The following is a 15304-nucleotide window of genomic DNA, read 5'->3' as shown; positions in this document are numbered from 1 at the left end:
AATACTTCGCTCTATATAAAGAGTGCAGGGACTGTTCTTACAAGAAAGGGGAATGACAATGATTAAGGATTGGGTAGAACTATTTTCAGCGTTGGAACAAGAGAAGATTTGGGCAGAGGCAACACTTGAGGAGAAAGAAATCTTGGTGACATTGCTTCTGATGGCAAATAAAGAAGAAAACCAGTGGGAGTACTACGGCAGATTGATTACGATAAGGCCTGGACAACTGGCCATTTCTTATAACTCACTTGTCCAACTGTTTGGGAATGGGATGTGCGTTCCGAGACTTCGGTTGTTATTGAAATCTTTTACCATGTTCGGTTTTTTGACAGTGGAATCCATCAATGATATGCAAGTCATCTCGATTACAAATTGGGAGAATTATATAGGAATTGATGAGGATTGGACAATCAGACATCTTACAGCGCCATTTCGCCATCAGGTAGACAATTTGATCTTTTCACCTATTCTCAAAAGGAGCAACACGCACATGTAAAATCTTCAACCTTATGTTTGAATACTAAAAATTAGTGAGCCAAGCTAGAAAAGCCCTGATCATCATTCGTCGCTGCTTTTCTTAGTTTAAAATTGAATGATTGGAATATTTATGAAATCTTTTTCTATGTGAATGATAGCTAACCAACTAATTATCAGTAATTACTGGTGATAGATAAGCATAATCGAGTCTCAATCCATTTTTCATATTACTGTACCGAGTAAAGTCATCTACATTAGTATTATATATTCTCTACGAATCAACCCACTCCCTATTGTTTAGTTCTTTCATGTATTCCGAAAGGTGAAAAGGCCCAACCGGCGCACCCGGTGACCCAATTGTTGCAACGGTCAAAAGGCAAGAAACTTGAGGAAGTTGTTCTTCAGGCGTTGGAGGATTTCGTTAGGAAGATGGATGAATGTGGATGGGAGTATGGGTTGTTGAAAGCATGAATTGAAAAAAAAGATCGATTGCCCCGTAAGATCATATTACGGGGCTCTTTGTGTAAATTCATACTTTCTTAAGATAGGGCATACTCATACCTCAGCCCATGAATTTTCAACTTCGATAAAAGCCCTTTAACAAGGATTCTATTAATCCGTCCTTCAAATCTTGGTAAGATACTCACATATATTGTAGATAAAAAGTTGTAAATACATTGGCAACTTAACTATACCCAAGATTTTCTCTCATCAATTTACCGATGCTTGAAATTGCGATATCTTCACTACTCAATAATGCATTTGCTATTCTTTCCTGCTCATATATGGACTTATCCTGGTTTAGTTTAAATGCGCCTTCTATTTTCGTGACATGTATGCTAAATCCAACTAGTTCTTTTGCTAATTTGCTTTTATGCTCCATCGGAATTTGGTTATATGCCTTTTCAAAACCTGGTTCGTAATTCACGATCGTCTTTCTTAATAAATCAAATGTTGCACTTGCATTCGTCTCGATAGATGGCGTTCCATATACATGAACAGATGCGTAATTCCAAGTCGGCACACTCAGGTTGCTATCATAATATTTTGGTGAAATATAGCTGTGAGGTCCCTGGAATATAATAAGTACTTCCTCAGTTTCGCTAAAGCTTTTCCATTGTTCATTGGCTCTCGCCATATGGCTTTTTATCTCTACTGTGTCACCTTTTTGTTCAATTAGAAATGGTAAGTGAGTCGCAATAGGCTTTTGATTAACACTACTGATTATCGTTGCAAAATCAAATTCCTTCATAAACGCCACTAATCTATTTAAATCCGTTTCTTTGTAGTATTCAGGAATATAGATAGGAATCACTTCTTTCACTTATATATTTAGCGCACCATTCGTCATGAATAAAATACCTTTCGCAGTTCACTTACCGATTCGTCCAGCGCATTTGTACTCTGATCGACTTCACCAGAATAGTTAAAAAAGCTATGCACCATTCCTAGGTAACGCTTTTTTCTTACCTTAACACCAAAGGAAGCCAAACGATCGGCATATTCTTCTCCTTCGTCTCGAAGGGGATCAAATTCCGCTGTTACAACGAATGCGGGAGGCAGACCCTCTAAGTTTTCCGCAAGAAGCGGTGAAGCTAATATGTTCGTCATTTGGCTCTTCTCTAAGAAATATTGATCGCCAAACCACTTCATTTCACTGGCCGTTAAATTATATTTTTCTCCACACTCAATCATTGAATTCGTTTCCATTCCAAATTGAACACAAGGATAAATAAGCAATTGGAATTGTATAGCTGGAGCTTTATTCGACTTTGACATAATCGATACCACTGTCGCTAAATTCCCTCCTACACTCTCTCCTCCTACAGCAATCCTCGTCCGTTCACCCATGAAAGTATGAGCATTATTTTCGACCCATTGGGTTGCAAAATATGCATCTTCAACAGCAGCAGGGAATTTATGCTCAGGCGCTAATCTGTAATCGACAGATACAACGATACATTCAGCACCATTTGCTAAGTACTTGCAAATATTATGTGTCGTATTTAAATCTCCTAAAACAAAACCACCGCCATGAAAGAAGACCAGTACAGGAAACGGTCCATTGCCTTCAGGTGTATATATTCGAATTGGAATTTTTCCATCGGGACTATCTATGACTACGTCTTTAACTGACGACACTTCTTTCACAATTTCTTTAAAGTTAGCTCTAGATTCCGAAAACATTCTTCTCGCCTCAGCAACAGTCTTTGCTTCCGTTGAATCATTCTCTGAATTAGCTTGCTTTCTCAAAACCTCTTCGACTTGTGGATCCAGCATGTTTCTACTCCCTTCTCGTAAATGTTTGGATCAATCTCTGCTAAATTAAGTTGAAAGGCCTTAAGCATTTGTAAAATGCATCAAGGCCTTCAGCAACTCTATAGCAGTGTGTTCCGCTTTGCTTTAATCGTTCCGAATGTCAGAACTAAACTTTCAAATGAAGCAACAACGTATTGTATCTTATTTAGCAACTTTATTTTTTTGCAAATGATCCGCCAGTATCAGGCCGCATTCCAATTGGATGGCCACAAGCTTTTGAATTGGCACGACTTGGTAATTAATCTCTTCTTCCAATCGATCGCTCAGTTTTTTCAATTCAGCCAATGCGTCTTGAAAAGCTTTTTCCAAAACTGCTTTTTTCTCGGCATTTTCTTCCGAATTCTCTTTTAACTTCTCCAATTCCGATTCGCTCAATCTAACTAGCAAACCGTAGGATAGCATTTTATAGAACTTAGAAACGAGCAAGTTGTCAAATTCCTCAGCGACGGTTGCCATTTTTGCAAACTTTGAATCAGTTAGCACCATTTCTCTTGTGGCAGCATTCCCTTCTTTCGTATCCGTGAATGCTTCCAGCGCTAATCTGAACGGATTGTCCTTAGAAGTATATGGGTTCGTTTCTTCCATTACTTTCAGAATAAACTTGTCCGACTCCTCCGAAAACTCTAAGCTGCTTAGAATAGCTTCCTTCCTCGTTTTATCGGATTCTGATAAATCCTTTATTCTTTCATCATAGAAGTAAGGCAACTCCGTCAGTAAAGTAAAGCTGTCATACTCATCTTTCGCGTAATCTGCACTGCATGTCCCCACATTGATATGCTTCTCGGGGTTTTTCACACCATATTTTTCTAGATAATCATAGTTTTGTCGAATGCCCAAACTTTGATAGATCGCCGGTGAATACGCCTCGCAATAAGGGGCTTCGGGCTCACCTAGACTCAATGGAACACCATGTTTGACCGCTGACTGACGCAATTCATCATAGACCTCGCTCGTTTCATGGGTGATATACCAGTACGCACCGCCGAATCCGGCATTGTGCAATGAATAAATAAATTCAGGTTTGATTTTATCGATCAGTTCCATCATGGCCGTTGTTTCCGGAATAGAATCATTGAAATTCAGTTTTTTGTATTCAATTGGAAACGTCCAATCCACTTGTTGATGTCCGGCAGGTCTGAAAAAGTTTCTTGCATAATTGTATAAAGTATAGGGTCCTTTAAACCAGCCTTCATTTAACTTGGTTCCGTCCGCATCCCATGCTTTGATGATATACCATGTATAATCAAGCTCATTTCTTAGCTCTTCGTTGGAAGCCAGCTCACGAGAAAAGTATTCCAACATCATTGCCCCAATCGGCTCATTTGGATGTGGAAGCCCAAACATAAGAGCGTTTTTCGAACCTTCCCCGATTTTCAAGCAGTGTAACGGATGATTCTCCCTTGTTCGTCCAATTTCAAAGATATCTACGACGTCAGGATATTCTTTAGCTAATTTATGGCTGCTAGCGTCCATTTCATCCACAGTCAAAAACTCCGTGTAATTTGGTATGTTTTGGACTACCTCATCGAAAATTTTATTCATAATTACCTCCACTAACTGTTATTTTTTTAAAAAATCATTACTTGAATTCCGTAAAAGTATATTCTCCCCATCCCCATTTGCCAGTACCGTCAATTGGCAAATTGATGACAGAGCTATTATTTGCATCATAACCCGCATAGGTTACGATCGGGATGAATGGTAAATCTTCAGCCAATATAGCTTGAGCTTCTTTGTAGTATTGAGATCTCAATTCCTGGTCGCCAGTAGAAGCCGCCTGTTTTGTTAATTCATCAAATTTGGTGTTGCTGTATTCCCCATAGTTGCTTCCTACACCCGTGCCATATCTTTTCGCCATCGCCGCAGGGTCTGGTCCCATAAAGCCACCTTGAAGTTCCATAACAAAGTCTCTATCAATCGTCACCTTTTGGTTCCAAGCATTAAATTCGCTTACTTTGATTTCGATGCCGATTCCCGCTTTCGCTAATGTCGCTTTCATCAGGTTGGCCATATCGGGATAACCGCTTCCTTCAAATACTTCCAAAGGAATACCTGAAACATAGAATCCGTTTGCATCCTTTTCATACCCAGCATCAATTAGAATTTGCTCTGCCTTTTCAAGATTGAATTCAGGTGAAGCCTGTTCTGTATTTGCAGCCCAGTCAATCAAGGAAGGGTACATGCTATATTCCGGTTTCTGAACGCCGGCATATACCTTATTCGATATTTCTTCTTTATCGATTGCTGTTGCAATCGCTTTCCTGACGTTGACGTCTGCAACTTCTTCTTTCGTCAGATTGAAGATGATTCGTGCAGGTGACGGATACTCATTCAGTTCCAATCGAACCTTATCGTTGCTCTTCAACTGCTCCACACTTGCTGTAGGTACATTATCAAACACATCAATTTCACCATTCACCAATGCTTGAATAGCTGTTTGTTCATCCGGAATAATTGAAAATACTAGTCTGTCAATCTTCGGTTTTCCGTCATGATATTCTTCGTTCGGTAACAAGGTTATATTCACACCTTGCTTAAATTCCCCAAACTTGAACGGCCCCGATCCAATCGGTTCTTTAGAGGCGGCATTCTCATCCCACGAAACATCCGTATTAAAAACATGCTCAGGCAAGATGAATGTTGCATACCATCCAAGATCCGCTATGAATGAGACATCCGGGGATTTCATATTGAACACGACAGTATGCTCATCCGGTGTTTCAATCGAATCCACGATTTCCAATCTGGAATTGAAGTAATAGGTTTTGTTTTCCTTGATCGTATCGAATGTATATTTCACGTCTTCACTTGTGACAGGCTCTCCGTCATGCCATTTGGCGTTGTCTTTTAGATTGAACGTAATGGACAACCCATCTTCACTGACAGTCCAATCTTTCGCTAAATCAGGAATGATCTGTTTGGAAGCGTCCAATTTCACGAGCCGGTTAAACAAGTTCTGCACAATCGGATACGCATTATCATCCGCTGTCGTATCAGGATTGAATGACATCGGATCCCCTGTTGTTCTTACAATAAGAACGTTTTCGCCATTCCCTGCGGAGTCTGAAGCGTTTGAATCTGAACAGCCAGCAACAAGAATAGCAACCAATAGACTGAATACTATTGATGCAAAAATTCTCTTTTTCATACTGCTACACCTTCCCCTTTTCGAATTTTCCATTAATTTTAAATAGAAATATGTCAAATCTCCGAACAGCTGACCAAATGACCTTTCTCCAGCTCAACCGTTTCTGGATAATGTTTGAAACAATTTTCAGTTGCTTTAAAGCAGCGCGGAGCAAAATAGCAACCCGGCCCCGGATTCACAGGAGTTGGCGGTTCCCCCTCCACCTTAATTGTTTCTCTTATTTCATCGGGATCTATTGAAGATGTATTTGAAATCAATGCTTGTGTGTAGGGATGTTGAGGGTGATTAATAATCGTTTCACTATCCCCGTATTCAATAATTTTACCTAAATACATGACAGCGATTTTATCTGATATATATCTTGTCAGAGCAATATCATGGCTAATGAAAACGACAGTAGCATCATTTTCCTTGCTTAACGTTAAGAGCATATTGATAATTTCCGCCCTTACAGAAACATCTAGCATGGACACAGGTTCATCCGCAATAATAAATTGGGGATTAAAAAGCATGGAGCGTAGAATTGAGATCCTCTGCAATTGCCCTCCAGATAGTTCATGGGGATATCTATTCATAATTTCCTCAGCGGGTTTCAGTCCGCCAGACTCTAAGAGCGCAATGCACTTTTCGATTCTTTCCTCCTCGTTTTTTCCAATCCGATGCAGTTTTAGAGGCCTCATTAATATTTTCCCAATCGTATCCCGCGGAGTGAACGTATCGAAAGGATTTTGAAAGACGATTTGAACAGTTCTTCTAAACTTTCGTTGGTCTTCTTTGATAAGATTTTGTGTTGACACACCTTCGATGAACACATCGCCTTGGGTAGGATTTTCTAATCTTGCCAACGCCCTTCCCAAAGTCGACTTGCCGCAGCCGCTTTCACCGATTACGCCTAAAATCTCCCCTTTCTCCAATTCAAGCGACACATTATCCACCGCTTTAACCCATTTCTTTTCCCGCTTGAGCACTTGGGTCAATGTTTTGCCTTTTTGCGGATACCACATGGAAATACTGTCAATTTTCACGTAGGGTGTTTTCTCTACCATTTATCCGTTCACCTCCATCAGTTTTTCCTTTTCATTTATCACTTCACCCCCGTCGTAATTTGAATATAAATGACACCAAACTCTGTTTTCATCCGTCATTCGCACTTCATCAGGCTTACTTTTTACGCACTGCTCCATTGCGTGTTTGCATCTTGGAGCAAAAATGCAGCCTTCATATTTTTCGGATAGGTCGGGCAAGCTGCCTTTGATGCCGGTTAAAAGCTCTTTTTTCCCGGTCAAGGATGGATACGATGCTAGCAATCCTTCAGTATATGGGTGTTTGGGATTCTTTAAAATATCCTTTACATAGCCTACTTCCATCAGTTCCCCGGCATATAGAACAGCTATCTTATTGCAAGTCGCTGCGACTACAGAAATATCATGGGTAATCATAATTCTTGTTACATCCAATGTTTGTTCCATTTTCACAATCTCTTCAAGGATCTGGCCTTGTGTAACGACATCCAATGCCGTTGTCGCTTCATCCATGATCAAAAGTTTCGGGTCATGAATCAGACTGATGGCAATGGAAACTCTTTGCAGCATTCCGCCTGATAACTCATGCGGATACATCTTATAAACTCTCTCTGATAAATTCACCAATTTCAGCAAAGCTTTTATCCGGTCAAATATTTCTTCTTTGCTTGCCTTCGGTTTATGCACCCTGTAAATATCTTCAATTTGTTCTCCGATTCTGTGAACCGGGCTAAGCGCATTCATTGATTTTTGAAAGACGACAGAGAGTTCCTTCCATCTAATTGCTTTTAATTCTTTTTCACTTGCTTGCACCAAATCGCTATCCCCGAAATAGGAGTTACCGGTAATTTCACTATTCTTTTCGGGCAATAACCTTAATAACGCCATTGCCAAAGTTGATTTACCTGAACCCGATTCGCCGACGACCCCTAATGAATCCCCTTTGTTGATCGTTAAATTTACATCTTTCACTGCATAGACCTTTTTGTTTTTGTTCTTATATGTGACGTTAAAATCTTTTAACTCAAGAACTGTATCCATATTAAGCATCCTTTCTGTTTTTATGCTTAGGATCCAATACGTGGTTCAACCCATCTCCCAATAAATAAAAGACAGTGACTGTTAACACAATCGCAATTCCGGCAAAGGTCGAAATCCACCATGCCGACGTCAAATACTGTTTCCCCATAAAAATCATTTGTCCCCAGCTAATGACATTCGGATCACCTAGCCCTAAAAAACTTAAGCCTGCTTCCGTCAAGATAGCATTCGACATTCCAATCGTCGTATTTGCCAAAACAGGGAATATACCGATTGGAATAATGTATTTGAATAAAATCTGTAGATTCGTTTCACCCATGGCGATTGCACTTTTCACATATGTCCTTTCCCTTATGGAAAGCGCTTGGGCCCTGATCAATTTCGCATTGCTCGGCCAAGTGGTAAGTCCGATAACAATCATGACATTAGTGATGCTGCTGTCGAAAAGAGCGATGATCAACAGGATCAGGAAGAATGTCGGGACCATCATAAATGCATTGATGCACTCAGTAATTACCAAATCGATCTTTCCACCAAAATATCCTGCAATCCCACCAATCACAATTCCAATCACTGCTGAAATCAATGCAGAACCGACAGCAATTAAAAGGGACGTTCGCACACCATATAAAATCATGCTAAAGATATCTTGTCCAAGGTGGTTGGTTCCCAAAATATGTTGGTTTTCACCAAGTTTATTTAGAATATCCGGGCCGAAATAATAAGGGTCGAATGGGGCAAGCATTGAAGCAAAAACAGCGACAAATAGCAACAGAGTCAGCCCGATCATTCCAAGCTTCAATTCTGTGTCACTTTTTATTTTCAGCAAGGTATTATTCAATTTCTTGTTATCTTTTCTTCCTACATATAAACCCTTCTTTGACATGACCATGATTACATCCCCCCTTTTAAAATCTGATTCGTGGATCCAATGTCGCGTAAATAATATCGACAACCACCATTACTAGAGCAACAGATACTGACATGATCAAATAGATTCCCATCAATGTTGGATAGTCCCTTTGGTTAATTGCTGTCAGCATAAGATCTCCCGTTCCTGGCCACGCAAATACGATTTCAATCAATGCAACGCCAGTGATCAAATAGCCCATCGAGATACCAAAGATTGTAATGGTCGGCAATATTGCATTTCTAAGTACATACTTATTAAAAATCTTTCTCTCACTCATACCTGTTGCTTTTAGTGTGACGATAAAATCTTCATTCAGTGTTTGCATAATTGAAGACTTTGCAATCCTAAAATAGATCGGGATTTCGACTAGCACCAGAGTACTTACCGGCAGAATCATATGTTTCAGCACATCCAAATAATAGTCCGTCCCACTTAACGTCGTCCTCGTACTGATCATTCCATAGGAGGGCAACAAACCTAATACAGAAGAAAAAACAATAATTAAGATGAGCCCCAACCAAAATGCCGGCATGGAATTGAAAATATATGAAACTCCCGAAAAGAATACATCAATTCTTGAGCCTTCGTGTTTTGCTGCATACATGCCCATGAATGTTCCAATAACAACAGCTAACAACGCTGCAGTAAGCACTAATAATAAAGTGGGCCCAAGCCTTTCAGAAATCATAGTCAAAACGTCTTTATTATAAATAATTGAAAGTCCAAAATCCCCGGTTAATGCGTTTTTCAAATAGATGAAGAACTGAAATATCAATGGCTGGTCAAACCCATACTTTTCTTCTAGTGCGGCTCTTAAGATCGGGTCGTCATTGTCTTTCCCCATGATTGTTGAGATGGGACTGCCCGGTGCTAGCCGTATGATAATGAAATTTATCGTGAATACGACAAGGATTGTTAACAAGCCCATCAGTACTCTTTTCGCAACATATTTTTTCATCGTACCACCGCCTTTTGGTATATTTCCCTTCCATTATGAACCTGTTCATATTATGATTAGAATCATATCAATCATAATTTTCTATGTCAATACTATTTTTAGAATCTTTGATATTATATTTCATATCAGTATTTTCGGAGGGATTGCTATGCCAAAGTCAACTTATTTCAATCTATCAGATGAAAAAAAGGAGAGGATCATTCAAGCGACATACGACATATTCATCAATACCAATTATGAAGATGTACATATTAGGGAGATAGCCAAAAAATCCAATATCTCTGTCGGCAGTTTTTATCAATACTTCTATGACAAAGAGGATTTATACTTGCATTTCTTAACAGAAGTAGAGATGAAGTACATGGAAAAGGCAAAAGAAATTAACAAAGACATTCTTTTTAGCGAGAGAACAATACCGATCGAAGAGCTTTGCACCGAGGAAGAAGTGAGATTCAACCAAACATGGTATGACGTCCCGATGTTTGTCATGCAGAAATTCTATTTTGGTGAGTACAGTAAAAAACTCCACGCCTTTTTAATAGAAGAATTAATGCACTATAAAAGTTCTCATAAGTTAAAGAAAGATTTGAATTTGGATTTCGTTTATTATTTGTATACAACGTCAATGTTCACCATCCACAACTATTTCAGAGAGAATAACATTACGGATACAGAAGAAAGGCAAAAAATAAAAGATCATTATTTTAAAGATATATTTTTGAATGGAATTCTAAAATAGAATTACGATGTACAGACGTAGTGATGGATATTTTCAGAGGATTTGGCCAGAGGCAACAGTGGAGAAGAAAGAAATCTTAGTGAAAATGCTGCTGATGGCAAGTACCGAAGAAAAACAGTGGAAGTACTATGGGGAATTGTATACGATTCGGCCTGGACAACTGGTAATTTCTTATCACTCACTTGTCCAACTGTTAGGGACAGATATGCCCGTTGCAAAACTTCGGTTAATCATAAAAAAGATTACCTTGTTCGGATTTTTGACAGAGGAATTCATCAATGAGATGAGAATCATCACGATTACAAATTGGGAGAGTTATGTAGGAATTGATGAGGATTGGACAATCAGACATCTTACAACACCATTTCTTCGTCAGGTAGCCAATTTGATCTTTTCACCTATTCTCAAAAGGAGAATGCAGATGTAAAACCTTCAACCTAATGTGTGAATAATAAAAAGATAATAAGCCAATCACTCATGAACTGCACCCCAATTGCGAGACACACGTTAACAATTGGAGGTGTAGTTCACAATCGTTCCATTGAACGTGTAATCACTTCCACGCGGTTTTAAAACTTATTGTTTTCATTCAGTGGTAAGAAAGATAGCAGAGGTGTTATATTCCAACAGCTGTAATCAAAGCTTCTTATCGTCTTTTTTCAGCCTGAAATTCATGTAACATCCCGAACACCTGCTTAACTTTCCACGCAGGTCCTCCCTTCCTTCTCATTGGAGGGATGTAATAATAGTGGAATTCTGTTACCTGGCTAAATCGGGCATGTTCCACATACTCTTTTGCAGCATATGTAATATCGCCTTTTCTCTTCACACCGCTCTTCATATCTTCATCTATGACAGTAATGGTGTCTAATTCATTTTGCAGTAATTCTTCGATTAAATCATCCGTTTCTGGATAGTCCCCCCAAATAATATGTGTTTTATACATAGACATAGGCAACACTCCTTATGATTTTCTCTTGGTTATTATATCACAGAAGAACAATTATTTGTCGGACAATTCAACTATTTAATAAGGATAAGTATGTATCTCTAGTTCATCCAAGTAAGTAAAAGCATTAGAAACAAACTCAGAAAGCCCCTCGCTTAAACGAGGGGCCTCACTGTCATTTCAAATGCTTATCAAAAAACTCGATCATCGCATGATAAAATCCAATGCGGTTTTCTGCGTTCTGGAATCCATATCCTTCATTTTCTTTTAACATGTATTCGACATCGATACCTCTCTTTTGCAAGGCTTCTACAATTTGATTGGATTCAGCCTTTGTTGACACAAGGATCGTTTGCACCTTGCGCAACAAATAAAGGCGTTTTAATCTTGTCGGCGTGGGCTGACTTTTTGTTTCAAGGAAATTACTACTGGCATAACAGCGTCCATCGAAAATTATACGATTGCAATGGTAACTATGAGCATAGGGTTTACTTGGATTGTTGACGGGTATAGCTCATATGGATCAGTTCCGGTAAATTTGTACGGTCATTATGTATCAACCCTAACTGTAAAACTTATCCAATATAACTCTACAGCTGCCCAAGATTATAACGGCAACTATGCTCGGTTTGACCAACAATTCTTTATATGGTAAACAAAATGGGTATCCATATAAAAACAAGAGTCAGTAAGACTAAACAAATTTGAATGAAAATAAATATTTTATACGCAGATATGCATGATTGGTCAAACTACCTCTTCATTTGAAAGTGTTTTGTTAAGTTCCATAACGCTTGGTGGCGTCAGATAATAGATTGTGCGGATAATGAATACTGGCAGTTCGAGCTGCCATATTCTCAACAAAACAGCCAACTGGATTTTGACAGTTGGCTGTTTCTATTTATCTCTACTCAATTTTGTTGCCAGTATTACTTTTTATGACCCACTTCCAAATAAATCGAGCCGGTTGCTTTAACATATCGTGCTTTCACTGTTCTTCCGTTAGCGGTAAATTTATCAGGGATATCATTTCGATTGAAATAATTCCACACGCGGTCTGCATCTTTTCCGAAATACAGTTTAAATAACTCTTTTGAGACAATCGGAATGCGATACGATTGTTCCACATCGGATGACTGCCAGCCGTAAAACTGAATGCCTACCTCCTGCGACTTGCTGCTATTTTGAATGACTTCAATTGCTCGGACCATCCCGTACACGTCAAAAACAGCGCCACCATCAGTAAAGCCTAATTCATTTTCAAGCGTTCTTCGATTGACTTGCGGGTCTTTACTCCATTTAGATTTCAACGTAGGTGCAACCCATCCGTCGGCAAACATTTTTCCTTTTGCCGGCGTTTTCCCAAGTTTGATATGATCTTTCGGAACATACCCGACATGCTTGCCCATTTTGATCTTATACCAATTTCCTTGAGCTCCGTAAATATGAATCTGTTGATTTTTAACGACGTTGTTCATACTATAAATTTTTCCAGGCGCCGAGACCATACCGACCCTTTGAGTGGCATAGCCGACTTGATTGATCGGTTCCTGTAAAGAAGCGGGAAGCGCTCCTATGTAAATGGTTGTCTTCGTTTGATCTTTAACTGTTTTCACTTCATAATTCAAACCACTCGTAGAAGAGATGAATTCTAAGGGAACGAAAACGTGTCCATTTTTTTGAATTGATTTCGCATTCACAATGACAGGATTCGCATGAACCATTATTTCTTTCAATGGAACCGTCCAAGTATTAGACTGCCGATTCTCATGGGGATCAAAGATGGAGGCAATCGATTTTCCAACCGTGACCGTAGCTCTTTTCATACCACTTAACGGCACCATGACTTGATTTTTAATCGCATATGGTTCACTACCCATCAGTTTGGCAATTTCCAAAATCGGGACATATGTAGTACCATCACTTACAAACGGACTTAATTTACCTGAGAGTAACTTATTGTTCACTTTTACTTCAAGTGTTCTTTTCCGAATCAAGTCCTTCACAGACTTAGGTAGTTCCCCGACATAAATCGTCGTTAAGTTCTCCTCTTTAATTACTTCCACTGGATATGTCAAACCTTCTCCAGCTTCAATGAACTCTAGAGGGACATACACTTCCTCATCTTTATAAACCGCCTTCACCTCAGCGTTCTTACGTTGTCCATTCACGTCTATCGTTTTCAAAGGAACGATGCTGCCATTGACAATACCTATGGTAGAACCGTCTGTTACGCTTGAGGAGAAACCGCGCCTGAAGAGCGAAATATGTTTACGTGATGGTAGAACTGTAACCTCTTCTCCCATCTTGTTTGCAATTTCCCCGAAAGGAACATACAAAGTGCCTGCGCTGTAAAATGGCATAGACTCCGCCTGCATATTATTGACCCAAAGATCGAATGTTGGGGAAACCGTTTCGGCTGATGCAGAGACAGTAGGCATTAAGAATGATAACAACAACATGAAAGTGATTAGTAGTTTTTTCACAATACTCCTCCTAATAGATAGTCAAAAACTATTATATTATATACCGGAGAGAGGCGCCTATACAATTCATTTTTCATATGCAGGACACTATATAAACTATCTCATTGTAGTCGACATTTGCTCATTCGATATATCAAAAGGCCGACCAATAGATATTGGTCGGCCCGTATATTGTACATACTACTTCCATAGTACAGTTGGATTTTTCGTAACACAATCAATGTGCACGTTCGTCTTAATAGTACCTCCGAACGTGTGGTTGGAGCCGAATGCTATGTGAATTGTATTGTACGCTTTTTCATCTTCAAGAATATTACCAGTTAAGCGGGCCGCATGGTTTGTTCCAATTCCGAGTTCACAAAGGTACCGTCCATCTCCATCGCCTAGCAGTGTGAGCAGCGTTTCTCCATCTGTTCCCGTCGCATTTACGAGACGTCCTTTTTCCACGGTCAGAACAACTGGATTTTCAAGTAAGCCTATCCCAGCAATCGAACCGTTGATCTCAATCGTACCTTCTGCTTCGCCTTCAGGTGGGGCTATGTAAGCTTCCCCGGATGGGAGATTTCCAGATGCACCAGGTTCCTTGAATACGCCAGTGCTTGGTACGCCATTTCTGCCTTGTACAGGAATGACGAGCTCATAATTCTTTCCAGTACGAATCGTAACCGTTTCAGCCTCTGTCAGTTTTAGCGTCATTTCTTTTGTTTCTGCTTCTACTTTGCTATAATCTGCTGACATCGCGCCATGTAAAAACATATCCTCGGTAATACCTGGCATCGTGATAACGCTTATTCCTTTTGCGTTTGCATTTTTACGTGCCACCGTATGTGTTAATGAGTGCTTTGTTAGACAGAAAACAAGTTCATACTTCAGCATTTCATTTGCTGTTTCTTCCGGCGGCTCTTCTCCCGATTTTTTCCGATCCTCCATACAGTGAGTGTTAATTAGCCAGCCATCATCCTTTAATACTTCTGCAAATTTCCTCCCTACTTTTTCTGTACTCATATCCATCAACACTAGAATCGTCACGTTCTTTTCCAGTGCAAAGTTGTTAGCCATTAATGCAGCAACTGTTTGTTGGAAATCTTTCATTGTTCAACACCCTTTCGTTTTGATAAAAAACACATTGTATAAAACTAACAATAACGCAATTAGGGTTCCAATGCCAAATGTTATAAAACCATCAAAACAAGCAAAACAGCAGGACTTTTCGCTATTCGCGCGTCTGCTGCTGTCTTTGCTGTTTTGCTAA

The 15304-nt window shown here is 39.5% G+C and carries 14 protein-coding genes and 1 pseudogene; 3 read left to right on the top strand and 12 right to left on the bottom strand.

Annotated elements, in window-relative coordinates:
• Nucleotides 1-58: 58 nt before the first annotated feature.
• Nucleotides 59-496 carry a hypothetical protein gene (locus tag AC0L13_RS02830; protein WP_473643741.1) on the top strand — a complete coding sequence of 146 codons (438 nt, stop codon included), beginning with the start codon at nucleotides 59-61 and terminating at the stop codon, nucleotides 494-496.
• 666 nt (nucleotides 497-1162) lie between these two features.
• Here AC0L13_RS02830 and AC0L13_RS02825 read toward each other — a convergent pair.
• The 8 genes from AC0L13_RS02825 to AC0L13_RS02790 form a co-directional block, all read right to left on the bottom strand.
• Nucleotides 1163-1801, bottom strand: coding sequence for an FMN-binding negative transcriptional regulator (locus tag AC0L13_RS02825; protein WP_473643739.1), 639 nt, complete (start codon nucleotides 1799-1801; stop codon nucleotides 1163-1165).
• Nucleotides 1802-1824: 23 nt separating this feature from the next.
• Nucleotides 1825-2757 carry an alpha/beta hydrolase gene (locus AC0L13_RS02820; RefSeq protein ID WP_473643737.1) on the bottom strand — a complete coding sequence of 311 codons (933 nt, stop codon included), beginning with the start codon at nucleotides 2755-2757 and terminating at the stop codon, nucleotides 1825-1827.
• Nucleotides 2758-2937: 180 nt separating this feature from the next.
• On the bottom strand, nucleotides 2938-4338 hold the full coding sequence (locus tag AC0L13_RS02815) for a M14 family zinc carboxypeptidase (protein WP_473643735.1): 1401 nt from the start codon (nucleotides 4336-4338) through the stop codon (nucleotides 2938-2940).
• Nucleotides 4339-4375: 37 nt separating this feature from the next.
• Nucleotides 4376-5944: an ABC transporter substrate-binding protein gene (locus AC0L13_RS02810; protein ID WP_473643733.1), complete on the bottom strand. Its 1569-nt coding sequence runs from the start codon at nucleotides 5942-5944 to the stop codon at nucleotides 4376-4378.
• Between the two features lie 53 nt (nucleotides 5945-5997).
• Nucleotides 5998-6990 (bottom strand): oligopeptide/dipeptide ABC transporter ATP-binding protein, encoded by a 993-nt coding sequence (locus tag AC0L13_RS02805; protein WP_473643731.1) that lies wholly within the window; start codon nucleotides 6988-6990, stop codon nucleotides 5998-6000.
• Nucleotides 6991-8007 (bottom strand): ABC transporter ATP-binding protein, encoded by a 1017-nt coding sequence (locus AC0L13_RS02800; protein ID WP_473643729.1) that lies wholly within the window; start codon nucleotides 8005-8007, stop codon nucleotides 6991-6993.
• A 1-nt stretch (nucleotide 8008) separates the two neighbouring features.
• The gene (locus AC0L13_RS02795; protein WP_473643727.1) at nucleotides 8009-8899 is read right to left on the bottom strand and encodes an ABC transporter permease; all 891 of its coding nucleotides are present in this window, start codon (nucleotides 8897-8899) and stop codon (nucleotides 8009-8011) included.
• A gap of 16 nt (nucleotides 8900-8915) precedes the next feature.
• Complete coding sequence (locus tag AC0L13_RS02790) at nucleotides 8916-9878, bottom strand: ABC transporter permease (RefSeq protein ID WP_473643725.1); 963 nt, start codon at nucleotides 9876-9878, stop codon at nucleotides 8916-8918.
• A gap of 148 nt (nucleotides 9879-10026) precedes the next feature.
• Between AC0L13_RS02790 and AC0L13_RS02785 the strand changes: the two genes are divergently transcribed.
• Together AC0L13_RS02785 and AC0L13_RS02780 are read left to right on the top strand one after the other, a co-directional pair.
• A complete protein-coding gene (locus AC0L13_RS02785) occupies nucleotides 10027-10617 on the top strand; it encodes a TetR/AcrR family transcriptional regulator (RefSeq protein ID WP_473643723.1) in 591 nt (196 codons plus the stop codon).
• A 58-nt stretch (nucleotides 10618-10675) separates the two neighbouring features.
• Entirely contained in the window at nucleotides 10676-11044 is a 369-nt protein-coding gene (locus tag AC0L13_RS02780) for a hypothetical protein (RefSeq protein ID WP_473643720.1), read from the top strand.
• A 219-nt stretch (nucleotides 11045-11263) separates the two neighbouring features.
• Here the strand turns inward: AC0L13_RS02780 and AC0L13_RS02775 are convergent, their stop codons facing one another.
• The 4 genes and pseudogenes from AC0L13_RS02775 to AC0L13_RS02760 all read right to left on the bottom strand — a co-directional run bounded on the left by AC0L13_RS02775 (nucleotide 11264) and on the right by AC0L13_RS02760 (nucleotide 15144).
• The gene (locus AC0L13_RS02775; RefSeq protein WP_473643718.1) at nucleotides 11264-11569 is read right to left on the bottom strand and encodes a hypothetical protein; all 306 of its coding nucleotides are present in this window, start codon (nucleotides 11567-11569) and stop codon (nucleotides 11264-11266) included.
• A gap of 172 nt (nucleotides 11570-11741) precedes the next feature.
• Nucleotides 11742-11964 (bottom strand): annotated as a pseudogene (locus tag AC0L13_RS02770) (alpha/beta hydrolase family protein); the annotation flags it as partial.
• A 531-nt stretch (nucleotides 11965-12495) separates the two neighbouring features.
• Nucleotides 12496-14052 (bottom strand): stalk domain-containing protein, encoded by a 1557-nt coding sequence (locus AC0L13_RS02765; protein ID WP_473643716.1) that lies wholly within the window; start codon nucleotides 14050-14052, stop codon nucleotides 12496-12498.
• A 180-nt stretch (nucleotides 14053-14232) separates the two neighbouring features.
• Nucleotides 14233-15144, bottom strand: coding sequence for an aminopeptidase (locus AC0L13_RS02760; protein WP_473643714.1), 912 nt, complete (start codon nucleotides 15142-15144; stop codon nucleotides 14233-14235).
• Nucleotides 15145-15304: the final 160 nt, after the last annotated feature.

It is taken from the genome of Sporosarcina sp. QA0331, from assembly GCF_055808055.1.
Note: the sequence above shows the minus strand (reverse complement) of the source record. Positions and strands in the feature narration are given on the sequence as shown.

What these genes read in the sequence shown, in the direction of transcription:
- AC0L13_RS02830 (WP_473643741.1), top strand. Translation starts at nt 59, where the DNA reads ATGATTAAGGATTGGGTAGAACTATTTTCAGCGTTGGAACAAGAGAAG.
- AC0L13_RS02820 (WP_473643737.1), bottom strand. Translation starts at nt 2,757, where the DNA reads ATGCTGGATCCACAAGTCGAAGAGGTTTTGAGAAAGCAAGCTAATTCA.
- AC0L13_RS02815 (WP_473643735.1), bottom strand. Translation starts at nt 4,338, where the DNA reads ATGAATAAAATTTTCGATGAGGTAGTCCAAAACATACCAAATTACACG.
- AC0L13_RS02810 (WP_473643733.1), bottom strand. Translation starts at nt 5,944, where the DNA reads ATGAAAAAGAGAATTTTTGCATCAATAGTATTCAGTCTATTGGTTGCT.
- AC0L13_RS02805 (WP_473643731.1), bottom strand. Translation starts at nt 6,990, where the DNA reads ATGGTAGAGAAAACACCCTACGTGAAAATTGACAGTATTTCCATGTGG.
- AC0L13_RS02800 (WP_473643729.1), bottom strand. Translation starts at nt 8,007, where the DNA reads ATGGATACAGTTCTTGAGTTAAAAGATTTTAACGTCACATATAAGAAC.
- AC0L13_RS02795 (WP_473643727.1), bottom strand. Translation starts at nt 8,899, where the DNA reads ATGGTCATGTCAAAGAAGGGTTTATATGTAGGAAGAAAAGATAACAAG.
- AC0L13_RS02790 (WP_473643725.1), bottom strand. Translation starts at nt 9,878, where the DNA reads ATGAAAAAATATGTTGCGAAAAGAGTACTGATGGGCTTGTTAACAATC.
- AC0L13_RS02785 (WP_473643723.1), top strand. Translation starts at nt 10,027, where the DNA reads ATGCCAAAGTCAACTTATTTCAATCTATCAGATGAAAAAAAGGAGAGG.
- AC0L13_RS02775 (WP_473643718.1), bottom strand. Translation starts at nt 11,569, where the DNA reads ATGTCTATGTATAAAACACATATTATTTGGGGGGACTATCCAGAAACG.
- AC0L13_RS02760 (WP_473643714.1), bottom strand. Translation starts at nt 15,144, where the DNA reads ATGAAAGATTTCCAACAAACAGTTGCTGCATTAATGGCTAACAACTTT.